Raw genomic sequence first — 20,158 nt, 5'->3', positions numbered from 1 at the left:
ACCTTCGGCATCCTGCACTCGCGCTTTCACGAACTCTGGTCGCTGCGGATGGGCACGTCGCTTGAGGACCGGCCCCGCTACACCCCCTCCACCACCTTCGAAACCTTCCCCTTCCCGGACGGCCTGACCCCCGACATTCCCGCCGCCGATTACGCTGTCGATCCGCGCGCGCAGGCCATCGCCGCCGCCGCAGCCCGGCTGAACGAGCTGCGGGAAAGCTGGCTCAACCCGCCCGACCTGGTGCGCCGCGTCCCCGAGGTGGTCCCCGGCTATCCCGACCGCCTCCTGGCCGTGGATGACAAGGCCGAACGGGAGTTGAGGAAACGCACCCTAACCAACCTCTACAACGCCCGCCCCGCCTGGCTCGACCATGCCCACAAGGCGCTGGATGAGGCTGTGGCCGGGGCCTACGGCTGGGGCGACGACTGGCGGGCGGGCGCGCTGACCGACGACGAGATCCTGGCCCGCCTGTTCGCCCTGAACCAGACCCGCGTTGCAGCCCGGAATCCTGATAAAACCTGATCTGCAACGCCTGTCGGGGCTGCGAGCCATGGCAGGAACAGGGGTGCACATGAACTCAAGGAGCGCGGGGGGCCGTGCGGAAACCGGGGTGTCCGGCGCGCTGACCGGCGGCCCAGCCCCCTGCACGCATCTGCAGTTCAGGAAACAGCCTTGGCTGCACGGGCCGCGCGCCGGACACCCCGGTTTCCGCATGAAGAGGACACCAAGAATGACGCATCGCTGCCGTCAAGCAGCCGTCGAAAGATGGATAAAGAAAGCGCCGGTCCAGACAACTTGCTGAAAACCGGCGCTTTTTAGGCTTTATCTGGTGCCGCAGAAGGGACTCGAACCCCCGACCCCATCATTACGAATGACGTGCTCTACCAGCTGAGCTACTGCGGCGTGGGGCGCGGACTACCACCTATCCTCGGGCAGGAAAAGGGGGGTCAGCGTGATTCCCGCTTGTCTTCCGCCAAGGGCTCGACGTCCGGGCGCACCGGCGGCTCGCCCGAGGGGGCGTCGATCACCTCGACCGTGACCGTCGTGGGCGGTTCCGGCTCGGACGGCGCGGCCGGTTCGGCGACGGAAGGCTCGGGCATTGCCGGGGCTGCGGCAGGCGGCTGGGGCGTCACGGGGGCCGGATCAGGGGCAGGCGGCGCCTGGCGGTGCGTCACGGTGACCGAGGGGGCGTAGTCCGATTCCCGTTCCACCATGCCGGGGGCCACGGGGCGCGGGGCCGGACGGGACGGGGCGGGGCGGGGTGCGGGCAGAGGCGTGACCTCGGCGGCCTGATCGGCCTCGGGCGCGTGGCTGGGGCGGCCGACGATCAGCGGCAGCATCTCGACGCCGTTGCCGGCCGTGACCATCTGCGCCGCGACCGGCGGCTCACGCCAGGTCAGCGTGTCGAAACCGTGGCAGCTGTCGCAGACCGGCGACCATTCGGCCATGATGTTGTGGCAGTTGTCGCAGACCCACTGCGGGCCGCGGCTTGCGTTCATCGCCCGCGCAAGCCAACCCCGCACCACGCTGTCATCCGCGCCCGAGCCGCGTTCCACCGCCGCCATGATGGCGATGGAACGGACGGTCGGATGGGTTTCGGCCAGATCGCCCAGGGCGCGGCGGGCAGCAGGGAAGTCCTCGGCCGCCAGTGCCAGTTCCGCTTGCAGAAGGCGCGATTCCTGGTGGTCGGGGTTCTGGCGGATCAGGTCCTCGAACCGCCGCATCCGCTGGGCGGGGGTCTCGTCGGGGACGATCTCGGCATAGGCCGCGGCCAGCGAGGGATGCGGCTGCGCGCCCCAGGCCTTCTGCAGCAGGCGGCTGGCGCTGCGGGTGTCCTTCTGCGCCAGGTAGCTGCGGGCGGCCAGCACGGCGGCCGGCACCAGGTCGGGCGAGGCCTTGTTGGCGCTGATCGCGGCCTCGCGCGCGCTGATGGAATTGCCATGCGCCAGCACCTCGGAGGCCTCCTGCAGCGCCAGCACCGCGTCGCGGCGGATCGCCACGTCCTTGGGCAGCGCGCCCTGCCGGCGCTTGTCCTTCAGCGTGGCCCGCGCGCCCTTCCAGTCATGCGCCCGTGTCTGCAGGCCCAGCAGGGTGTCCTGCACGTCCGCATGGCCGGGCTTGATCGCATAGGCTTTTTCCGCAAGCCGCAGCGCGGTTGCCGTGTCGCCCATGGCCAACCGCTGCTGCATCAGCCCGCGGACGCCGACAAAGCGGGTGCGGTTGTCGGCAAGCATGGTGCGATAGACAGATTCAGCCTGCGCGGCGTCTCCGGCGGTTTCGGCCGCCTGCGCGGCCAGCAGGTTCGTCAGATGCGGCTGGTCGAGGTATTTCGCGGCGCGGACCGCATGGTCCTGCGCGGCGCGGCCCTCGCCCGAGGCCACGGCCAGCATCCCCTCGGCCAGCGCCTTGTAGCCCTTGCGCTCGCGCGCGCGGTCGAAATAGCGGTCGATGGCGGTGCGGTCGCCCATCAGGAAGCGCAGCAAGGCCCAGACCAGCCGCAGGATCTGGACGGCCAGCCAGGCGAAGAACAGCAGCAGCACCGCCGCGATCGCCGCCTGCACCGGGCCCAGCGTGTATTCGACCCCGTTGAACTGGATCAGCAAGGGCGCGCCATGTTCGGCCAGGTACATCGCCCCCAGCGCCGCCGCCAGCACGACGGCGAAGAAGAACGTGACCTTCAGAAGCGTGAGAAGCATCGGCGGGAACCTCAGTTGGACGGGGCTGCGGCACCGGCGTCAGCCGGCGGCGGGGCGGGCTGGCCCAGGGGAACGGTTGTGGTGATGACCGGCGGCGTCGGCCGCAGGTCCGGCGCGGCTTCGGCCTGCGCGGGCGCCTCTGCGCCGGCAGGCTCGGCTGCGGGTTCGTCTTGGACGGGTTCCGGCGGGGCGGATGCCTCCTCCTGGCCTGCGGCGGGTGCGGCAGGCTCGGGCGCGACCAGCGCCTCGACGGCGGAATGCGCGTCGGCATAGGCCTGCGCTTGGGCGGTCCATTCCGCCATGGCGGGGCGCGCAGGCTCGGGCAGGGCGGCAAGCTCGGCCAGCGCCCCTTGGACGTCGCCGCGCTCGACCGCGGCCCCGGCGCGGGACAGCACGGCGTCGGCGTCGTCGCCTTCGCGCGGCGCGACGGAACGGGCGCCCGTCTGGGCGCGCAGGAAGTTCCCGAGGAAGCTGCCCTGTCCCTGCACGGTTTCCGCCTGCAGCGCGTCGCGCAGCGCGGCCCGCGCCGCAGGCGGGAAGCCTGCCACGAGTTCGTCCAGCGTCGGCACCTCGGCCGTCAGGGCGGGCGGCGGGGTGACGCCCGCTTCCGCAAGCTGGCCCAGGGCGGCATCGCGCGGGGCGCCGGTCTGCAGCGCCTCGCCGATGGCGGCGGCGGCGGCGGCGGCCTGCGCGCGGCGCGCGGCCGCGTCGGCCGTGTCCGCCAGCGTGGCGGCGCGGGATTCCACCTCGGCCAGGCGGGCTTCGGCCTCTTCGGCGACGGTGCCGATGCGCTGGGTCGCGGCCACCACATCCGCCGCAAGGGTGTTCAGCCGCTCGACGGCCTCGGTGTCCACGACCGGGCGCTGCGCCAGTTCGTCAAGCTGCGCCCGGATGGGGCCGAGATCGACGGGCGGAGCGTCCCGCAGCCCGGCCGTCGCCTGTTCCAGCGCCTCGATCCGGCCCGCCTGCGCCTGCAGCGCCGAATCAAGCGCGCCCGGATCGCCCGCGGGCTGCGCCGACAGCGCCTGTTCCAGCGCGTCGATGCGGGCGGCCTGCGCCTCGATCCCCTGCTGCACGGGGGATAGGTCGACCGTCTGGCCGGTCGCGTCGCGCAGTTCGGCCAAGGCTTGGTCCAGCGCGGCAAGCTGGCGGGCCTGCGCGGCCAGCGTCGTCTGCAGCGAGGGGTCGGGACCGGGGCCCGCCGGCGCTTCGGCCAGAAGCTGGGCGGCGGCATCCGCCCCCGCCTGCCGGGCCTGTTCGATCAGCGTCTCGCCCTGTTCGGTCAGGCTGGCGCCCGCCGCCTGCGTGGCGGCACCGGCGGCGGCCTGCCGCGCGGCCTCGATGGCGCGCGATTCGACAATGCCCGCCTGCCGTTCGATTTCGGCGCGGGCGGCCTCGGCGGCGGCGTCGGACAGGGCGGCCGTGTCCGTAGCGGGCGCAGGGGCCGAGGGCTGCCAGGCGGGGGGCAGGCGCGGCACCGCCCAATAGGCCGCGCCCGCGCCCAAGGCCGCTGCGACCACGCCGCCAAGGAACAGGGGCGCGAAACCGCCCCGGCGCTGCACGGGCGCGGGCGCGGGCGGCTCGGCGGGGCGGGCTGCCGGGGCAGGGGCAGGGGCATCCTGCCCGCGCCCCTTGTCCCCCCGCGCCACCGCCGGGATGCCCGAGGCCGATGTTCCCGCCGCTGCGCCGCTTTTCGGGGACGGGCCGGTGTCCTCGCCGCCAGTGATGCCGGCCTGCGCCGCCTCCTGCCCCACCAAAGCTGAGGCCCGGTCGCCCGACGATCCATTGCCCTTGTCGGTTCCGCCGGAAACCGGGCGTTCCCCGGCTGTCCGGGGCGTCATCGCGGGGCGGTCGCCGCCTTTGCCGACCAGCGTCGAATCGATCGGCGGCGCGGCGGGCTGTTCGGCCGCGCCGGCCGATGGCGCCGGCGCCTCGCGCGAGGGCACGGCCGAGCCGGGGGCGGCAGGCGCGCGGCGGCCGGTCGGTGTGGCGTCGTCGGGGCGGTCGGTCATGTGGCGGCGATCCCTTGCAGTTCCGGGGGACAGGCGCCCGCCGGTTCGGTCGAAAACCCAGGTAGAGGACGCGCCACGGCGGGCGCGGTGGCGCCAACCCTAGACGGCGGCGTCAGCGCGCTCAACCCGCGCTGAAGGGCTCGCGTTCCGTATCCGTCACCGCCCTGATCGCCCGCAGGATGCCCTCGGCATCGGGCTGGTCCGCGACGGCGCACCGGACCGGGCCTTCGGGCCATGCCGCGCGCCACGCGGCCTCGGCCGCCGCGCTGATCGGCACGATCCGCAGGGGCGCGCCCGGCGACGCCCGCGCCGCCTCGGCCGCAAGCCGCGCGCTGCGGGGCGAGAACAGCGGCAGGATCACCGTCGCCGCACCCTGCAGCAGCGCCAGCGCCTCGGGCGAAGGCGGCAGCGGCAACTGGTCGTAGACCACCATCCCCGGCACCGGCAGGCGGGCCGCGACATGGGCGCCATGCGGGTGCAGCCAGCCGGGGCCGAGATCGCCGATCAGCGGAATCAGCCGGGCTGCGTCGCCCGGACCCTCGCGCACGTCGTAGCCGGCCTTGCGCGCCTGTTCCGCCGTGCGCGGGCCCACGCACCACGCGGGGCGGCCCCTCCCCGGCCCGGCAAAGCGGACGCCGTTTTCCGAGGTGAAGACCAATCCTTTCGCGTCCCGCACCGCCGACGTGTCATGTGGCACCCCGACGATCCGCAGCAGGGGCGCGATGACATGCCGCAGGTCCAGCGCCTCGATCTGCGCGGCAAAGCGGCGGGCGGCGGCTTCAGGGCGGGTGATCAGCACCACGGGTGCGGGCTCTTGCATGGTGTTTCCTCGGGACGGGTGCTAACCCCCGATAAGCCGCAGCAGCCCCGCGATTTCAACCATGACCCTCACCGTCCTCGGCATCGAGAGCAGTTGCGACGACACCGCCGCCGCCGTAGTTACGGGGGCGCGCGAGGTGCTGTCCTCGGTCGTGTCCGGCCAGGCGGCGCTGCACGCGGCCTTCGGCGGCGTGGTCCCCGAGATCGCCGCCCGCGCGCATGCCGAGCGGTTGGACCTCTGTGTCGAGGCGGCGCTGGAACAGGCGGGCGTCACCCTGCGCGACCTCGACGCAATTGCGGTGACGGCGGGACCGGGGCTGATCGGCGGCGTCATGGCCGGGGTGATGCTGGCCAAGGGGCTGTCCGCCGGCACCGGGCTGCCGCTGGTGGGCGTCAACCACCTTGCCGGTCACGCGCTGACGCCCCGGCTGACCGACGGGATCGGCTTTCCCTATCTGATGCTGCTGGTGTCGGGCGGGCATTGCCAGTTCCTGCGCGTCTCGGGCCCCGAGGCGTTCACGCGCCTCGGCGGCACCATCGACGACGCGCCGGGCGAAGCCTTCGACAAGGTGGCGAAGCTGCTGGGGCTTGCCCAGCCCGGCGGGCCTGCGGTCGAGGCCGAGGCCACCAAGGGCGACCCTGCCGCCATCCCGCTGCCGCGCCCGCTGCTGGACCGGCCCGGTTGCGACATGAGCTTTTCCGGCCTCAAGACCGCCGTGCTGCGGGTCCGCGACCAGGCGGTGGCGGCGGAAGGGGGGCTGCGGGAAGACCTGCGCGCCGACATCTGCGCCTCGTTCCAAGCTGCCATGGCCGAGGTGCTGGCCGAAAAGACCCGCCGGGCGCTGGCGCAGGCCGATGTGCCTGTGGTCGCCGTGGCCGGAGGGGTCGCGGCCAACAGGACCATCCGGGCCGCGCTGGAACGCGTGGCGGATGAGGCGGGCGTCCGCTTCCTTGCGCCGCCACTGGCGCTTTGCACCGACAATGCCGCGATGATCGCCTGGGCGGGGATCGAGCGGTTCCGCCTTGGCCATCGCGACGGCATGGACCTTTCCGCCCGCCCGCGCTGGCCGCTGGACGAAAGCGCCGCGCCGATGCTGGGCGCGGGCAAGCGCGGGGCCAAGGCATGAGCGTGGCCGTCCTGGGCGCAGGGGCGTTCGGCACCGCGCTGGCGGTGGCGCTTTCGGCCAATGGGCCGGTGACGCTTTGGGGCCGCCGGATCGGCTGGCAGGGGGAAAACCCGCTGCTGCCGGGCGTCACGCTGTCCGAGGGCGTGACCGTGACCGAGACCCTGCCCGACGCGGACATCCTGCTGGTCGCCATTCCCGCGCAGGCCACCGGCGCCTTCCTGTCCGACCACGCCGCGCGGCTGGACGGCCGGGCGCTGGTCAGTTGCGCCAAGGGGATCGATCTTGCCACCGGCCGCTCGCCCGCGCGGATGCTGGCCGAGGCCTGCCCGAAGGCGACCGTGGCCGTCCTGACCGGTCCCAGCTTCGCCGCCGACATCGCCCGGGGGCTGCCGACCGCCCTGACGCTTGCCTGCGCCGACTCGGGGGCGGGCCACGGGCTGCAGCATGCGCTGTCCACCCCCGTCCTGCGGCTTTACCGCACGACCGACGTGACCGGGGCGGAACTGGGCGGCGCGCTGAAGAACGTGATCGCCATCGCGGCGGGGGTCGCCATCGGCGCGGGGCTTGGCGATTCCGCCCGCGCCGCCATCGTCACCCGCGGCTTTGCCGAGATGACCCGCTTCGCCGCCGCAAAGGGCGGCGACCCCGAGACCCTGACCGGACTTTCGGGCCTGGGCGACCTGATCCTGACCGCGACCTCGGAACAGTCGCGCAACTTCCGCTATGGCCTGTCGCTGGGCCGGGCCGAAACCTTCGATCCCCATGTCACCGTCGAAGGCGCCGCGACCGCCCGGGCCGTCGCCACCATTGCCGCCCGCGACGGTATCGAGATGCCGGTATCCGCCCTCATCGCCGGGCTTGCCGGGGGCCGCGTGGGCGTTAAACAGGCGGTGGAGCTTCTGCTCGCGCGCCCGCTCAAGGAGGAATGATGCCGCTTTTCGCCGTGATCTGCCGGGACAAGCCCGGCCGCCTGGACACCCGCATGACCACGCGCGAGGCGCATCTGGCCTGGCTGAACGGCTCGGGCAGGGTGCAGTTGGCGGGGCCGTTCCTGCAGGACGGCAATCCCTGCGGCTCGCTGCTGATCGTCGAGGCGGACGACCTTGACGCGGCAAGGGCCTGGGCGGCCGAAGACCCCTATGCGGCGGCGGATGTCTTCGACGCGGTCGAGGTCAGCGAGTGGCGCAAGGTCATCGGATGAACCGCTGGCTCTTCAAGTCCGAGCCGGAGGTGTTTTCATGGGACGACCTTGCCGCAAAGGGTGAGGCGGGCGAGGAATGGGACGGCGTCCGCAGCCATCAGGCCCGCAATCTCATGCGGCAGATGAAGCTGGGCGACCGGGGCTTCTTCTACCATTCGAACGAAGGCAAGGCCGTGGTCGGCATCGTCGAGGTGATCGCCGAGGCGCATCCCGACTCCACCGCCGACGATCCGAAATGGGAATGCGTGGATGTCCGCGCGGTCGAGCCTCTGCCCCGTCCCGTGACGCTGGCCGAGATCAAGGCCGATCCGCGCTTTGCCGACATGGTGCTGGTCAGGAACTCGCGCCTGTCGGTGCAGCCGGTGACGGACGCCGAATGGGACGCGGTGCTGGCGCTTGCGGGCGCAAGGGGGTGAGCGCATGGAACTGATGATCGTCATAGCCGCGGCCATCCTCGCCTGGGTGATCGGGGCGATCTGGTACCGGCTGAACGACCGGGTCTACAGCAATGCCTCGGGGCTGCAGGTGCAGAACATCGGCCATCCTTTGTCGCGGTCGGTCACGCCCTACCTGCTGGCGGGCGTGGCGTTGGTCGCCATCGCCGCGATGATCCGCATCCTGTTCGTGCGCGCCGGGATCGACGGGATCGTGGCGGGCCTCGGCTGGGGCGCGGGGATCGGGGCGGCCATCGTGGCGCCGTGGTTCTTCATCACAAATACCTATTCGCCCCGGCCGATGGTGATGACGCTGATCGACATGGGCTATGCGGTGATCGCCTGCGCCGTGGTCGGCGCGGTCATGGGCGGGGTCTGAAGCGCCGGGCAGGATGCCGCAGCCCTGCGGGTTGCCCCAGCGCGGCCGAATGCCTACACCTTCCCGGACCCAGCGCCGGAGAAAGCCTTGGCCAGAGCCCCGAAAGCCGCCATTGACCGCCCGACCACCCGCCGCATCGGGGCGCTGCGGGCGCTGTGGCCATTCCTGCGCCCTTACCGGGCGATGATGGCCTCGGCTGCCGTCGCGCTGCTGGCCACGGCGGCGGTCAGCCTGATCCTGCCGGTCGCTGTCCGCCGCGTCGTGGACGGATTCTCTGAGAACTCGCAATTGCTTGACGAATATTTCGTCGCGGCCCTGATCATCGCGGCGGCGCTGGCCCTTGGCACGGCGCTGCGCTACGCGCTGGTCACGCGGCTGGGCGAGCGGGTCGTGGCCGACATCCGCCGCGCGGTCTTCGAGCGGGTGATCGGCCTTTCCCCCGCCTTCTACGAGCGGGTGATGACCGGCGAGATCATCAGCCGCATCACCACCGACACGACCCTGATCCTGTCGGTGATCTCAAGCTCGGTCTCTCTGGCGCTGCGGCAGACGGTGGTGGTGATCGGCGGGCTGGCGATGCTGCTTGTGACCTCGCCCAAGCTGACCGGCCTTCTGTTCCTGATGGTGCCGGTCGTGATCCTGCCCATCATCCTGCTGGGCCGCCGCCTGAGGGCCTTGTCGCGCGAGAACCAGGACTGGATCGCCAGTTCCTCGGGCACCGCCTCTGAAACCCTGCTGGCCGCGCAGACCGTGCAGGCCTTCACCGCCGAGGAACCCGCGCGCGCCGCCTTCGCGGGCGTCACCGAAAGCGCCTTTGCCTCGGCCGCGCGGCGCATCCGCATCCGGGCGCTGATGACGGCGGTGGTGATCTTCCTGATCTTCGCGGGCGTCGTCGGCGTTCTGTGGGTGGGCGCGCGCGACGTGAACGCGGGCGCCATGACCGTGGGCGAACTGGTGCAGTTCGTCATCTACGCCGTGCTTGTCGCCGGTTCGCTGGGCGCGCTGTCCGAAATCTGGGGCGAGCTGCAGCGCGCCGCCGGCGCGACCGAGCGGCTGGGCGACCTGCTGGCGACCGAGGACACGCTGCGCGATCCTGCACAGCCGGTGCCGCTGCCCCGGCCCGTGAAGGGCCGCATCGACTTTGCCAATGTCAGCTTCCGCTATCCGACCCGCCCCGACATCTCGGCGCTGGATGACATCACGCTGGCGATCCGTCCGGGCGAGACGGTGGCGCTGGTCGGCCCCTCGGGCGCGGGCAAGACGACGGTGGTGCAACTGATCCAGCGCTTCTGGGACCCCGACCGGGGCCGTGTCTGCATCGACGGCATCGACCTGCGCGACATGGTCCGCGCCGATTTCCGGCAGGCCATCGCGCTGGTCCCGCAGGACCCGGTGATCTTCGCCACCAGCGCGCGGGAAAACATCCGCTTCGGCCAGTCCGGCGCCAGTGACGCGCAGATCGAGGCCGCGGCCCGCGCCGCCAATGCCCACGATTTCCTGATGTCGCTGCCCGAAGGCTACGACACCCAGGTGGGCGAGCGCGGCGTCATGCTGTCGGGCGGCCAGAAGCAGCGCATCGCCATCGCCCGCGCCATCCTGCGCGACGCCCCGATCCTGCTGCTGGACGAGGCGACCAGCGCGCTCGACGCCCAATCCGAGCGGCTGGTGCAGGACGCCATTGACGCGGTGGCGCGGGGGCGCACGACGATCATCGTGGCGCACCGGCTGGCGACCGTAAAGAAGGCCGACCGCATCGTGGTGATGGACGGGGGCCGCATCGTCCAGCAGGGCACGCATGAGGAACTGGTGGCGCAGGGCGGGCTTTACGCCCGGCTGGCGCGGCTGCAGTTCACCGACGGGCCTGCGGCGACGCCGGTCGCGTCGGTGCCGCGGGTCGCCGCGGGCTAGATCGCCGGGAAGAACCTGCCCGCGGGCGAGAGGGTGAAGATCTCGCAGCCGTCCGCCGTCACGCCCACCGCGTGCTCGAACTGCGCCGACAGCGACTTGTCGCGGGTGACGGCGGTCCAGTCGTCGGCCAGCACCTTGGTCTCGGCGCGGCCGAGGTTGATCATCGGCTCGATGGTGAAGAACATCCCTTCCTCCAGCATCGGCCCCTTGCCGGGGCGGCCGAAATGCAGGACGTTCGGCGGCGCGTGGAAGGTGCGGCCCACGCCATGGCCGCAGAAATCGCGCACCACGGACATCCGCTGGCCTTCGGCATGGGTCTGGATCGCCGCGCCGATGTCCCCGAAGGTGTTGCCGGGGCGCACGGCCTCGATCCCCTTCATCAACGCGTCATGCGTCACCTGGATCAGCCGCTTCGCCTTAACAGAAGGTGTCCCCGCGACATACATCCGGCTGGAATCGCCGAACCAGCCGTCCAGGATCACGGTCACGTCGATGTTCAGGATGTCGCCGTCGGCCAGCCGCTTCTCGCCCGGGATGCCGTGGCAGACGACATGGTTCACGCTGATGCAGCTTGCGTGCTGGTAGCCGCGATAGCCGATGGTGGCGCTGGTCGCGCCCAGTTCCCCGACCCGGCGCTCGATGAAGGCGTCGATCTCGCCCGTGGTGGCGCCTGGCACGACCAGTTCGCCCACCTCGTCGAGGATCTGCGCGGTCAGCCGGCCGGCCGCATGCATCCCGGCGAAATCCTCGCGGGCATGGATGCGGATTCCTTCGGGGGTCACGCGGGCATCGTTCATCGGGCAGGTCCTTTCACTTCCCTCACGCAGATAGCCCTCGGGTCCCACTTGTTCCAGTCCCGCGCGCGGGCATTATGGCGCCCGAACAGCGAGGCATGCCGATGCAATCCGAAAATCCCACCGCCGCGATCCTGCTGATCGGGGACGAGATCCTGTCTGGCCGCACCCGCGACCTGAACGCCCATCACCTTGCCGGGGTGCTGACCTCGGTCGGGATCGACCTGCGGGAAATCCGGGTGGTGGCCGACGATCATCAGGCGATCGTGGCGGCGCTGCGGGCGCTGGATCGGCATCTTGGCGGCGCCTGGAACATGGTGTTCAGTTCGGGCGGGATCGGCCCGACCCATGACGACATCACTGCCGATGCCGTGGCCGACGCCTATGGCGCGCCCCTGGAAATCAACGCCGAGGCGCGGCGGATGATGGAGGAACGCTGGGCGCGGCTTGGCACCGCGATCACTGAAAGCCGGTTGCGGATGGCCCGCATCCCCGTCGGCGCGACCCTGATCGAGAACGCCGAATCGGCCGCCCCCGGCTTTTCCATCGGCGGGCTGCACGTCATGGCGGGCGTCCCTTCGGTCTTCCGCAGCATGGTCGATGCGCTGCTGCCCCGGCTGACGCGGGGGCGGCCGGTGGTCTCGGATTCCATCCGAGTCGAGCGGCCCGAATCCGAGGTCGCCGACGGGCTGCGCGAGATCGCCGCCGCGCATCCCCGGCTGTCGCTGGGCAGCTATCCCTTTCGCGAAGAGGACCGCTTCGGCACCAACCTCGTGATCCGGGGCCTTGACGCCGACGAGGTCGCGCAGGCCAGGGGTGCCCTGATCCGGCGGCTGGGGCTGTGATCCCGCCCGGGTTCGAGGCTTCATGGACGGCCACCTGGCCCGCCGCCGAATATGCGCGCGAGGGCGGGTTCCTGGTCGCGCGGGGCGAAGGCGGCGGTGGCCGCGTCAGCGCGGCGAGGGCCGTAGCCGCATGGACGGGCGACGACATCGAGGCTGCCGAGGCCCGGCATCACGCCTGGGGCCAGCCGCCGCTGTTTGCGGTGGGCGACAGGGCGCTGGCCGAGGCACTGGCGGGGCGCGGATACCGCGAGTCCGATCCGACGGCAATCCTGTCGGCCTCCGTCGCCCACTTGGCCGAGCCGCCGATTCCGTCCGTCACGGCGATGGAGTGCTGGCCGCCGCTGGCCATCCAGCGCGACCTGTGGGCGCAGACCGGCATCGGCCCCGAACGGCAGGCGATCATCGGCCGCGCGCAGGGACCGAAGACCGCCATTCTCGGACGGACGCAGGACCGCGCGGCGGGGATCGCCTTTGTCGCGGTGCATGGGCCTGTCGCCATGCTGCACGCCATGGCGGTGCTGCCGGAATGGCGGGGCAGGGACCTGGGCGCCTGGATGGTCCGGCGCGCGGCGCGCTTTGCTCAAGGGCAGGGCGCCCGTGACCTAGCGCTGGCGGTGACGCGGGCGAACGCGCCCGCGCTGCGGCTGTATCACCGGATGGGCTTCACCGAGACCGGCGGCTACGCATACTGGCGGCGCGGCTAAGGCCTCAGTCCGCGGCAAAGCGCCGGAATTCGCGCTTGAGCAGGTCAAGTTCGGCCCGCAGCAGGTCGATCTCGGCCCGCAGGTCGCCGTCCAGCCCCTCGCCCGCCAGCAGCGGCAGGTGCCCCAGCCGCAGGGCGCCGGGGCGCGGCCCCTCGACCCCCTCGCCGTCGTCGGCGATCAGCATGTAGGTCTGGACGCCCCCGGCCAGCGTCTCGGCCGGAAGCTTTGCGCGGATGCGCCACAACCCCTCGCCCTCGGGCTCGACCTCGGCCAGCCCGACGGTGCGGCCGTTCAGCGTCAGGGCGACGCGGGCGGGCGCCTCGTCAAGCCGCAGCGCCCCTTCCCAGACGCCGCCCGTCAATCCCAGCGAGGCGAAATTGCCGATCATCTGAACCTCTACATGTCGGCGCGCAGGTGGCGCGAGAAGAACAGGTCGCGGATGCGGACCGAGTTCATCTGAGGCGTCTCAAAAATCAGGTCGAGCCACATGCGTTCCAGCCGTTTTTCGTTGATCTCAAGGTAATGCAGGTCGAATTCGATGGCGCGTGTCAGCACGTCGCCGGGCACGAGGTCGCCCAGGTGGCGCAGCAGTTCGTCCGTATTGGGACCATGGCCGATGTTCAGCCGCGCATAGATGCTCATCGGCCGCTCGACGCTGAGGGTGGCGTCAAGGCGGATGATGTGGGACCGGGTGAGGCTGTCGAGACTGTCCGGCGGCAGGTTGATCGCAACCGAAAGATAGCTGCCGCCGAAGCCTAGCGTTTCCAGTTGCAGGCCATAGGGCGACAGGTCGGCGGCGTTGCGGTTGGGCATCTGGCGCAGGATCAGCGCCTGCGACGGACAATCGTGCCAGACGGCGGCCTCGTCGCCCAGGTGCTGGCCGTTTGCGGGCGCGGCGATACCCGCAGGCGTGATCCGGTCGGACAGGAAGGAGGGCCGCCATCGCCAATCGGTGCCGGGCGGCAGGTTCAGCACGTCCACGGCCCGGCCCAGACCCTCAAGCCGGATCTGGGCGCGGGACAGGAAGCGGTCGAGGCTGGCCCGCAGGCCCATTGCATCGGTCTGGATCGCGCGCAACCGGCCGTTCGACATGCTGTCGGTGCTGGCGGCGATCGCCGTCCAATGCGTGGCCGCGCGGGCGCGCACGGCGTCTGCCAGCCACCTGCGCGGACGGAATGCCACGATCCGCCCCCTTACTGGTCCATGTAGATGTGGGTTTCCGCCTGCGCCCCCGGATGCGTGATCGCGCCATAACGGGCCGAGCCCACCAGCCTGGCGTATTTCCACAGCGCGCCCGAGGCATAGTCGGTCTTGCGCGGGCCTTGCCATTCGGCCTTGCGGCGGGCGAGTTCCTCGTCCGAAAGGTCCACCGAGATCGTGCCGTCGATGGCGTTCAGGGTGATGATGTCGCCGTTCCTGACCAGCGCGATCGGCCCGCCATGGGCGGCCTCGGGGCCGACATGGCCGACGCAGAAGCCGCGCGTGGCGCCGGAAAAGCGGCCGTCGGTGATCAGGGCCACCTTCTTGCCCATGCCCTGGCCCGACAGGGCGGCGGTGGTGGCCAGCATCTCGCGCATTCCGGGGCCGCCCGCGGGGCCTTCGTTGCGGATCACGATGACCTCGCCTTCCTTGTAGGTGCGGGCCTGGACTGCGGCAAAAGCGTCCTCTTCGCATTCGAAGACGCGGGCGGGGCCGGTGAAGACCTGCTCGGCCTCGGACATCCCCGCGACCTTCACGATGGCCCCGTCGGGGGCGAGGTTGCCCTTGAGGCCCACGACCCCGCCGGTCTTGGTCAGCGGCGTGGCGACGGGGTGGATGACCTTGCCATCGGGTTCGCCCCGGATCTCGTCCAGTTCCTCGCCCAGGGTGCGGCCCGAGGCGGTGATGCAGTCCAGATGCAGCAGGCCCACCTTGGCCAGTTCCTTCATCACCACCGGAATGCCGCCGACCTCGTAGAGGTCTTTCGCCACATATTCGCCGCCCGGACGCAGGTTCACGAAATAGGGCGTGTCGTGGAAGATGTCGCAGACGTCGAACAGGTCGAAGTCGATCCCCGCCTCATGCGCGATGGCGGGCAGGTGCAGGCCCCCGTTGGTGGACCCGCCGGTGCAGGCGACGACACGGGCCGCGTTCTCCAGCGACTTGCGGGTGACGATGTCGCGGGCGCGGATGTTCTTCTCGATCAGGTTCATCACCGCCACGCCCGAGGCGTCGCAGAACTGGTCGCGGGATTCGTAAGGCGCGGGCGCGCCCGAGGAGTTCAGCAGCGCCAGCCCGATCGCCTCGCTGACGCAGGCCATGGTGTTGGCCGTGTATTGCGCCCCGCAGGCGCCCGAGGACGGGCAGGCCACCCGTTCCATGATGTCCAGTTCCGCGTCCGAGATCAGGCCCGCCGCGTGCTTGCCCGCCGCCTCGAACATGTCCTGCACGGTGATGTCGCGGCCCTGATAGCGGCCGGGCAGGATCGAGCCGCCGTAGATGAAGACCGAGGGCACGTTCAGCCGCACCATCGCCATCATCATCCCCGGCAGCGACTTGTCGCAGCCCGCAAGCCCCACGATCGCGTCATAGCAATGCCCGCGCATGGTCAGTTCCACCGTGTCGGCGATGGCATCGCGGGACGCCAGCGACGAGCGCATTCCCTCGTGCCCCATGGCGATGCCGTCGGTCACGGTGATGGTGGTGAACTCGCGGGGCGTGCCGCCGCCCTTCTTGACGCCCATCTTCACCACCTGCGCCTGACGGTTCAGCGCGATGTTGCAGGGGGCGGCCTCGTTCCAGCAGGTGGCGACGCCGACGAGGGGTTGGTGGATTTCTTCTTCGGACAGCCCCATCGCATAGAGATAGCTGCGATGCGCGGCACGCGCCGGCCCCTCGGTCACGTGACGGCTGGGCAGTTTCGACTTGTCGAAGCGCGTGTTGTGCATCTGGCTGGTCCCCTCTGGCTTGGGGATGGGATAGTCGGGCGCGGCAGGGCGGGCAAGGGCAAGGGCGCTCACAGAGCCAGCCAGTAAGCCGCAACCCCAGCGAGTGTTGCAAGCCCGGCATCGCGGCGCCACAGCATGGCCGCGCCCGCCGCCGCCGCGCCCAGCAGGAAGGGGCGCAGGCTGCCCTGCGCCAGCGCACCCCGCGCCTCGGGCAGCAGCACGGCGACCGCGATGGCGGCAAGGATGCAGGGGCCCAGCGCGTCGAGCCATGCAGGGGGCGGCTTGGCGCCCTTGCCGGGGTGGTCGCGCAGCAGGGGCAGGGCGCGGGTCAGATAGGTCACGCCCCCGATCACGGCAAAGGCCACCCACAGCGCGGCAGTCACCGGAACCACCGCGCGGACAGGCAGGCGAGCGCGCCGCCGGGAATCGCCAGCCTGTCATGCCCGGTCAGCACTGCCAGCGCGGCGATGGCGGCGGCCAGCGCCACCGGCACCGCGACCTCGCGCCGGACAGCGCCGAGCATCAGGCCGATGAACAGCGCAGGCAGGGCAAAGCCCATCGCGGCGGCGGCCGATTCGCTCATCCGCCGCAGGGCGTCGCCCGCCGCCGCGCCGATCAGGCTGCCGCCCGCCCAGGCGGCCCATGCCGTCAGGGCCAGCGCGATCAGCCAGCGCCCGCCCGGCCGCCAGCCATTGCCGGTCGCGGCCAGCGCGGTAGCGAAGACCTCGTCGGTCAGGCCCAAGGCGAAGACCGCGCGTTCGCCCCGGCCCGCTTGGATGCGGGGGCGCAGGACAAGGCCGTAAAGCAGGTGCCGCAGGCTGGCGGCGCCGGTCAGCAGGATCATCATGACGACCGGCATCCCGGCCGGGATCGCGGCCAGCAGGAAGGCCTGGTTCGCGCCGGAAAAGACGATGGCCGACATGGCGCCGACCTCGGCCACACCCATCCCGATGCCGGTTGCCGCCGCGCCGAAGGCGAAGGCCGCGGGCAGGTAGCCGATGGCGATGGGCATGGCCGCGCGCAGGCCGGCGCGGAAGCTGTCGGGAAGCTGGCTCATGGGCGGAGGCTACAGCGCGAGGATCGCGTTCAGCTTTGCCGCGCAGATCAGGTCGTTTTCGGTCAGCCCGCCCGCCGCGTGGGTGGTGAAGCTCACCTCGCAATAGCCCCAGCCGAAGCGGATGTCGGGATGATGCCCCTGCCGCTCGGCCAGCCAGGCCGCCAGGTTGGCCATCTGCGCGGCGCGGGCGAAGCCCTTGAACTGCCATCGCCGGGTAATGGCGGTGGCGTCGGGCGACAGGGTCCAGCCCTCCAGCGCGGCAAGCGCCGCCTCGGCCTCGGCCCGCCCCATCGGGGGCGTCCCGCCTTCGCAGGGCACGCAATGGCGGGCGGCCAGATCGGATGCGTCGGTCATGCCTTGGTCCTTTCACAGCAGCGGCGCGGCCAGCGCCAGGATGTTGTTGCGAAGCCTGCGCCACCAGGGCCAGCGCCGCACCTCGGCCAGCGTCAGGGGGCGGGCGCGCGCCACATAGCTGCGCTGGCGCTCGTCCAGTTCGGCGGTCAGGGCCTCGTCCACGACCACAAGGTTCAGCTCGTAGTTCAGCTCGAAGCTGCGGCGGTCGAGGTTGGCGCTGCCCAGCATCGCCATCCGCCCGTCCACGGTGATGATCTTGGAATGGATCAGGCCGGGCTGGAACAGCCGCATCTCGACCCCCGCCGACAGCAGGGCATACCACAGCCCCTCGCTGGTGGCGTTCACGAACAGCGAATCGTTCCGCTCGGGCAGGATCAGCGTGACGCGGACGCCGCGCCGGGCAACGGTGCGGATGGCGGAATCCAGCGGCGCCTGGGGAACGTAATAGGGCGTGGTGATCGTCAGGTGGTGGCGCGCGCTGTGGATCAGGGTCGTGATCGTGTCCGACATCGACGCCTGCCGGCGGTCGGGGCCGGTCGCGATGACCTGCGCGATGGCGCGGCCTTGGGACGGGGGCGCGACGTCCAGCATGTGGCCCAGATCCTGCCCGGTGTAGCTCATCCAGTCGGCCAGGAAGGCGGTCTGCATCTGGCGCACGACCGGCCCCTCGATCCGCACGAGGATGTCGATCCAGGGGGCGAAGCGCGGCTTGATGGCGAAGGCCATGTCGGCGCAGTTGCGGCTGCCGGTGAAGGCGACGGCGTTGTCCACCACCACGATCTTGCGGTGGTTCCTCAGGTCGATCCGCTGGAACAGCACCTGCAGCAAGGGATAGACCACCGGATAGGCCGCGTGGCATTCCACGCCCGCCGCCCGCATCCGTTCCCAATGGGCCGACCGCACCAGCAGGCGCGAGCCCACCGCATCGACGATCACCCGCACCGTCACGCCGCGTTCGGCCGCGCGGATGGCGGCATCGGCGATGCGGCCCCCGGAACGGTCGGGCAGCCAGATGTAGAACAGCAGATGCACATGGTCGCGGGCCGCGTCGATTTCGGCCGCGATGGCGTCCAGCGCGCTGTCGTCCTCGGGCAGAAGATGCAGATCGTTGCCCGCGACCGCCGGAAAGCCCCCCACCGCATGGGCGCAGCGGATCACCGGCTCGGCATGGTCGGGCAGGGCGCCGGCCAGGTCGTGCCTGCCCCGCCGCCAGTGCCCGCCGAGCCGGTCGCGCACATGCCGCCGCGTCTGCAGATAGCCGCGCCGCAGCCGGATCTCTCCGAACAGCAGGTAGCCGAGGATGCCCGCCAGCGGCAGGACGACGATCACCAGCAGCCAGGCCAGCCTGACCGGAGGCTCAAGCCGCGGGCGCATCAGCACCCTTGCCGATACGGCCAGCGCCGCCACGGCATGAAGCATGATCGGCACGTCCGCCCACATGGTCCGGCACCATGCCGAGCCAGCCCGCGATTGCAATAGCGCCCGCCCCGGCCTATTCCGGCGCGACGCCGGGATTTCGCAGGGACCGCCATGAACTGGATCACCAACTATGTCCGCCCGCGCATCAACTCGCTGTTTTCCCGGCGGGAGGTGCCCGAGAACCTGTGGACCAAGTGCCCCGAATGCGGGACCATGCTGTTTCACCGCGAACTGGCCGACAACCTGAACGTCTGCACCAACTGCGACCATCACCTGCCCGTCAGCCCGCGCGCCCGCTTCACCGCGCTGTTCGACGGCGGCATCTTTTCCGAGGTGAAGGTGCCCGAGCCGGTGATCGACCCCTTGGGCTTCAAGGACCAGAAGAAATATCCCGAGCGGCTGAAGGCCGCGCAGAAGTCCTCGGGCGAAAAGGACGCCATGCTGGTGGCCGAGGGCGAGATGGGCCGCACCCCCATCGTGGCCGCGGCGCAGAACTTCGATTTCATGGCCGGATCGATGGGCATGTATGTCGGAAACGCCATCATCACCGCGGCGAAACGCGCCGTCGAACTGAAACGGCCCCTCATTCTGTTTTCCGCCTCGGGGGGGGCACGGATGCAGGAAGGTATCCTGTCCCTGATGCAGATGCCCCGCACCACCGTCGCCGTGCAGATGCTGAAGGAAGCGCGGCTGCCCTATATCGTCGTGCTGACCCATCCGACGACCGGGGGCGTGACCGCCAGCTACGCCATGCTGGGCGACATCCAGATCGCGGAACCCAATGCGCTCATCTGCTTCGCCGGTCCCCGCGTGATCGAGCAGACCATCCGCGAAAAGCTGCCCGAGGGCTTCCAGCGCGCCGAATACCTGCTGGAACACGGGATGCTGGACCGCGTGACCCACCGCAAGAAGCTGCGCGAGGAACTGATCTCGATCATGCGGATGCTGACCGGGCAATCCGCGCCCGTAGTGGCCGACCTGCCGCCGCCGGGCGTCCTGCCCTCGGCCCTGCCCGACACCCCGCCGGAACCCGAACCGGCCGAGGTGATCGCTGGCCCGGAACCGGCCGCCGCCGCGCGGGACTGAGACATGAGCGCCGCGACCGACGCCATCCTGCAGCGGTTGACGGGGCTGCATCCCAAGGTCATCGACCTGTCGCTGGACCGGATACGGCAACTGCTGTCGGACCTCGGCGACCCGCAGGACCGCATCCCCCCGGTGATCCATGTCGCGGGAACGAACGGCAAGGGTTCGACCCAGGCCTTCATCCGGGCGGGACTGGAAGCGGCGGGGCTGCGGGTCCATGCCTATACCTCGCCGCATCTGGCCTTCTTCAACGAACGGATCAGGCTGGCCGGCGAACTCATCGGTGACGAGATGCTGGCCGACACGCTGGCCGAGGTCGAGCGGGTGAACGCGGGCCGCCCCATCACCTTCTTCGAGGTGACGACGGCGGCGGGTTTCCTGGCCTTCTCGCGGGTG

General features: G+C 71.0%; 20 protein-coding genes, 1 tRNA gene and 2 pseudogenes. 11 read left to right on the top strand and 12 right to left on the bottom strand.

The window, feature by feature from the left end:
- Window positions 1–522, top strand: a pseudogene (locus Q4F04_RS09720) (class I SAM-dependent DNA methyltransferase); the annotation flags it as partial.
- Window positions 523–827: 305 nt separating this feature from the next.
- Here Q4F04_RS09720 and Q4F04_RS09715 read toward each other — a convergent pair.
- From Q4F04_RS09715 to Q4F04_RS09700, 4 genes are all read right to left on the bottom strand, one after another.
- Window positions 828–903 (bottom strand) — tRNA-Thr (locus Q4F04_RS09715).
- A gap of 44 nt (window positions 904–947) precedes the next feature.
- The gene (locus Q4F04_RS09710) at window positions 948–2,696 is read right to left on the bottom strand and encodes a heme biosynthesis protein HemY (protein ID WP_303369631.1); all 1,749 of its coding nucleotides are present in this window, start codon (window positions 2,694–2,696) and stop codon (window positions 948–950) included.
- Between the two features lie 11 nt (window positions 2,697–2,707).
- A complete protein-coding gene (locus Q4F04_RS09705) occupies window positions 2,708–4,708 on the bottom strand; it encodes a COG4223 family protein (RefSeq protein WP_303369630.1) in 2,001 nt (666 codons plus the stop codon).
- Between the two features lie 121 nt (window positions 4,709–4,829).
- Window positions 4,830–5,528, bottom strand: a complete 699-nt coding sequence (locus Q4F04_RS09700) for a uroporphyrinogen-III synthase (protein ID WP_303369629.1) — start codon at window positions 5,526–5,528, stop codon at window positions 4,830–4,832.
- 61 nt (window positions 5,529–5,589) lie between these two features.
- Here Q4F04_RS09700 and tsaD point away from each other — a divergent pair, with 61 nt between their 5' ends.
- From tsaD to Q4F04_RS09670, 6 genes are all read left to right on the top strand, one after another.
- Complete coding sequence (gene tsaD, locus Q4F04_RS09695; RefSeq protein WP_303369628.1) at window positions 5,590–6,654, top strand: tRNA (adenosine(37)-N6)-threonylcarbamoyltransferase complex transferase subunit TsaD; 1,065 nt, start codon at window positions 5,590–5,592, stop codon at window positions 6,652–6,654.
- Complete coding sequence (locus tag Q4F04_RS09690; protein ID WP_303369627.1) at window positions 6,651–7,583, top strand: NAD(P)H-dependent glycerol-3-phosphate dehydrogenase; 933 nt, start codon at window positions 6,651–6,653, stop codon at window positions 7,581–7,583. The genes tsaD and Q4F04_RS09690 overlap by 4 nt, the downstream gene beginning before the upstream one ends.
- Entirely contained in the window at window positions 7,580–7,855 is a 276-nt protein-coding gene (locus Q4F04_RS09685; RefSeq protein WP_303369626.1) for a YciI family protein, read from the top strand. The genes Q4F04_RS09690 and Q4F04_RS09685 overlap by 4 nt, the downstream gene beginning before the upstream one ends.
- Complete coding sequence (locus Q4F04_RS09680; protein ID WP_303369625.1) at window positions 7,852–8,271, top strand: EVE domain-containing protein; 420 nt, start codon at window positions 7,852–7,854, stop codon at window positions 8,269–8,271. Before Q4F04_RS09685 ends, Q4F04_RS09680 begins: the two co-directional genes overlap by 4 nt.
- 4 nt (window positions 8,272–8,275) lie before the next feature.
- A complete protein-coding gene (locus Q4F04_RS09675) occupies window positions 8,276–8,668 on the top strand; it encodes a DUF1761 domain-containing protein (protein WP_303369624.1) in 393 nt (130 codons plus the stop codon).
- 87 nt (window positions 8,669–8,755) lie between these two features.
- Window positions 8,756–10,576, top strand: a complete 1,821-nt coding sequence (locus Q4F04_RS09670) for an ABC transporter transmembrane domain-containing protein (RefSeq protein WP_303369623.1) — start codon at window positions 8,756–8,758, stop codon at window positions 10,574–10,576.
- Here the strand turns inward: Q4F04_RS09670 and map are convergent.
- On the bottom strand, window positions 10,573–11,373 hold the full coding sequence (gene map / locus Q4F04_RS09665) for a type I methionyl aminopeptidase (RefSeq protein WP_303369622.1): 801 nt from the start codon (window positions 11,371–11,373) through the stop codon (window positions 10,573–10,575). The genes Q4F04_RS09670 and map overlap by 4 nt on opposite strands.
- Window positions 11,374–11,474: 101 nt before the next feature.
- Here map and Q4F04_RS09660 point away from each other — a divergent pair, with 101 nt between their 5' ends.
- Both Q4F04_RS09660 and Q4F04_RS09655 read left to right on the top strand, forming a co-directional pair.
- Window positions 11,475–12,215, top strand: coding sequence for a molybdopterin-binding protein (locus Q4F04_RS09660; protein ID WP_303369621.1), 741 nt, complete (start codon window positions 11,475–11,477; stop codon window positions 12,213–12,215).
- The gene (locus tag Q4F04_RS09655; protein ID WP_303369620.1) at window positions 12,212–12,919 is read left to right on the top strand and encodes a GNAT family N-acetyltransferase; all 708 of its coding nucleotides are present in this window, start codon (window positions 12,212–12,214) and stop codon (window positions 12,917–12,919) included. The genes Q4F04_RS09660 and Q4F04_RS09655 overlap by 4 nt, the downstream gene beginning before the upstream one ends.
- A gap of 4 nt (window positions 12,920–12,923) precedes the next feature.
- Here the strand turns inward: Q4F04_RS09655 and Q4F04_RS09650 are convergent, their stop codons facing one another.
- From Q4F04_RS09650 to cls, 7 genes are all read right to left on the bottom strand, one after another.
- Window positions 12,924–13,307 carry a hypothetical protein gene (locus tag Q4F04_RS09650; RefSeq protein ID WP_303369619.1) on the bottom strand — a complete coding sequence of 128 codons (384 nt, stop codon included), beginning with the start codon at window positions 13,305–13,307 and terminating at the stop codon, window positions 12,924–12,926.
- Between the two features lie 8 nt (window positions 13,308–13,315).
- Window positions 13,316–14,101, bottom strand: a complete 786-nt coding sequence (locus tag Q4F04_RS09645; RefSeq protein ID WP_303369618.1) for a DUF6478 family protein — start codon at window positions 14,099–14,101, stop codon at window positions 13,316–13,318.
- A gap of 11 nt (window positions 14,102–14,112) precedes the next feature.
- Window positions 14,113–15,846, bottom strand: coding sequence for a dihydroxy-acid dehydratase (ilvD, locus tag Q4F04_RS09640; RefSeq protein ID WP_303369632.1), 1,734 nt, complete (start codon window positions 15,844–15,846; stop codon window positions 14,113–14,115).
- 68 nt (window positions 15,847–15,914) lie between these two features.
- A complete protein-coding gene (locus tag Q4F04_RS09635) occupies window positions 15,915–16,229 on the bottom strand; it encodes an AzlD domain-containing protein (RefSeq protein WP_303369617.1) in 315 nt (104 codons plus the stop codon).
- On the bottom strand, window positions 16,226–16,903 hold the full coding sequence (locus Q4F04_RS09630) for an AzlC family ABC transporter permease (RefSeq protein ID WP_303369616.1): 678 nt from the start codon (window positions 16,901–16,903) through the stop codon (window positions 16,226–16,228). Before Q4F04_RS09630 ends, Q4F04_RS09635 begins: the two co-directional genes overlap by 4 nt.
- Window positions 16,904–16,912: 9 nt before the next feature.
- Window positions 16,913–17,257 carry a 4a-hydroxytetrahydrobiopterin dehydratase gene (locus tag Q4F04_RS09625; RefSeq protein ID WP_303369615.1) on the bottom strand — a complete coding sequence of 115 codons (345 nt, stop codon included), beginning with the start codon at window positions 17,255–17,257 and terminating at the stop codon, window positions 16,913–16,915.
- Window positions 17,258–17,269: 12 nt separating this feature from the next.
- Window positions 17,270–18,697 (bottom strand): cardiolipin synthase, encoded by a 1,428-nt coding sequence (gene cls / locus Q4F04_RS09620; RefSeq protein WP_303369614.1) that lies wholly within the window; start codon window positions 18,695–18,697, stop codon window positions 17,270–17,272.
- A 90-nt stretch (window positions 18,698–18,787) separates the two neighbouring features.
- Between cls and accD the strand changes: the two genes are divergently transcribed.
- Together accD and Q4F04_RS09610 are read left to right on the top strand one after the other, a co-directional pair.
- Window positions 18,788–19,762 carry an acetyl-CoA carboxylase, carboxyltransferase subunit beta gene (accD, locus tag Q4F04_RS09615; protein WP_303369613.1) on the top strand — a complete coding sequence of 325 codons (975 nt, stop codon included), beginning with the start codon at window positions 18,788–18,790 and terminating at the stop codon, window positions 19,760–19,762.
- Between the two features lie 3 nt (window positions 19,763–19,765).
- Window positions 19,766–20,158 (top strand): annotated as a pseudogene (locus tag Q4F04_RS09610) (bifunctional folylpolyglutamate synthase/dihydrofolate synthase); the annotation flags it as partial.

Origin of the sequence: Paracoccus sp. (in: a-proteobacteria) (genome assembly GCF_030536915.1) — a bacterium.
Taxonomy (GTDB): Bacteria; Pseudomonadota; Alphaproteobacteria; order Rhodobacterales; family Rhodobacteraceae; genus Paracoccus.
The sequence above is the reverse complement of the archived record's forward strand: the minus strand, read 5'-3'. Positions and strand labels throughout refer to the sequence as shown.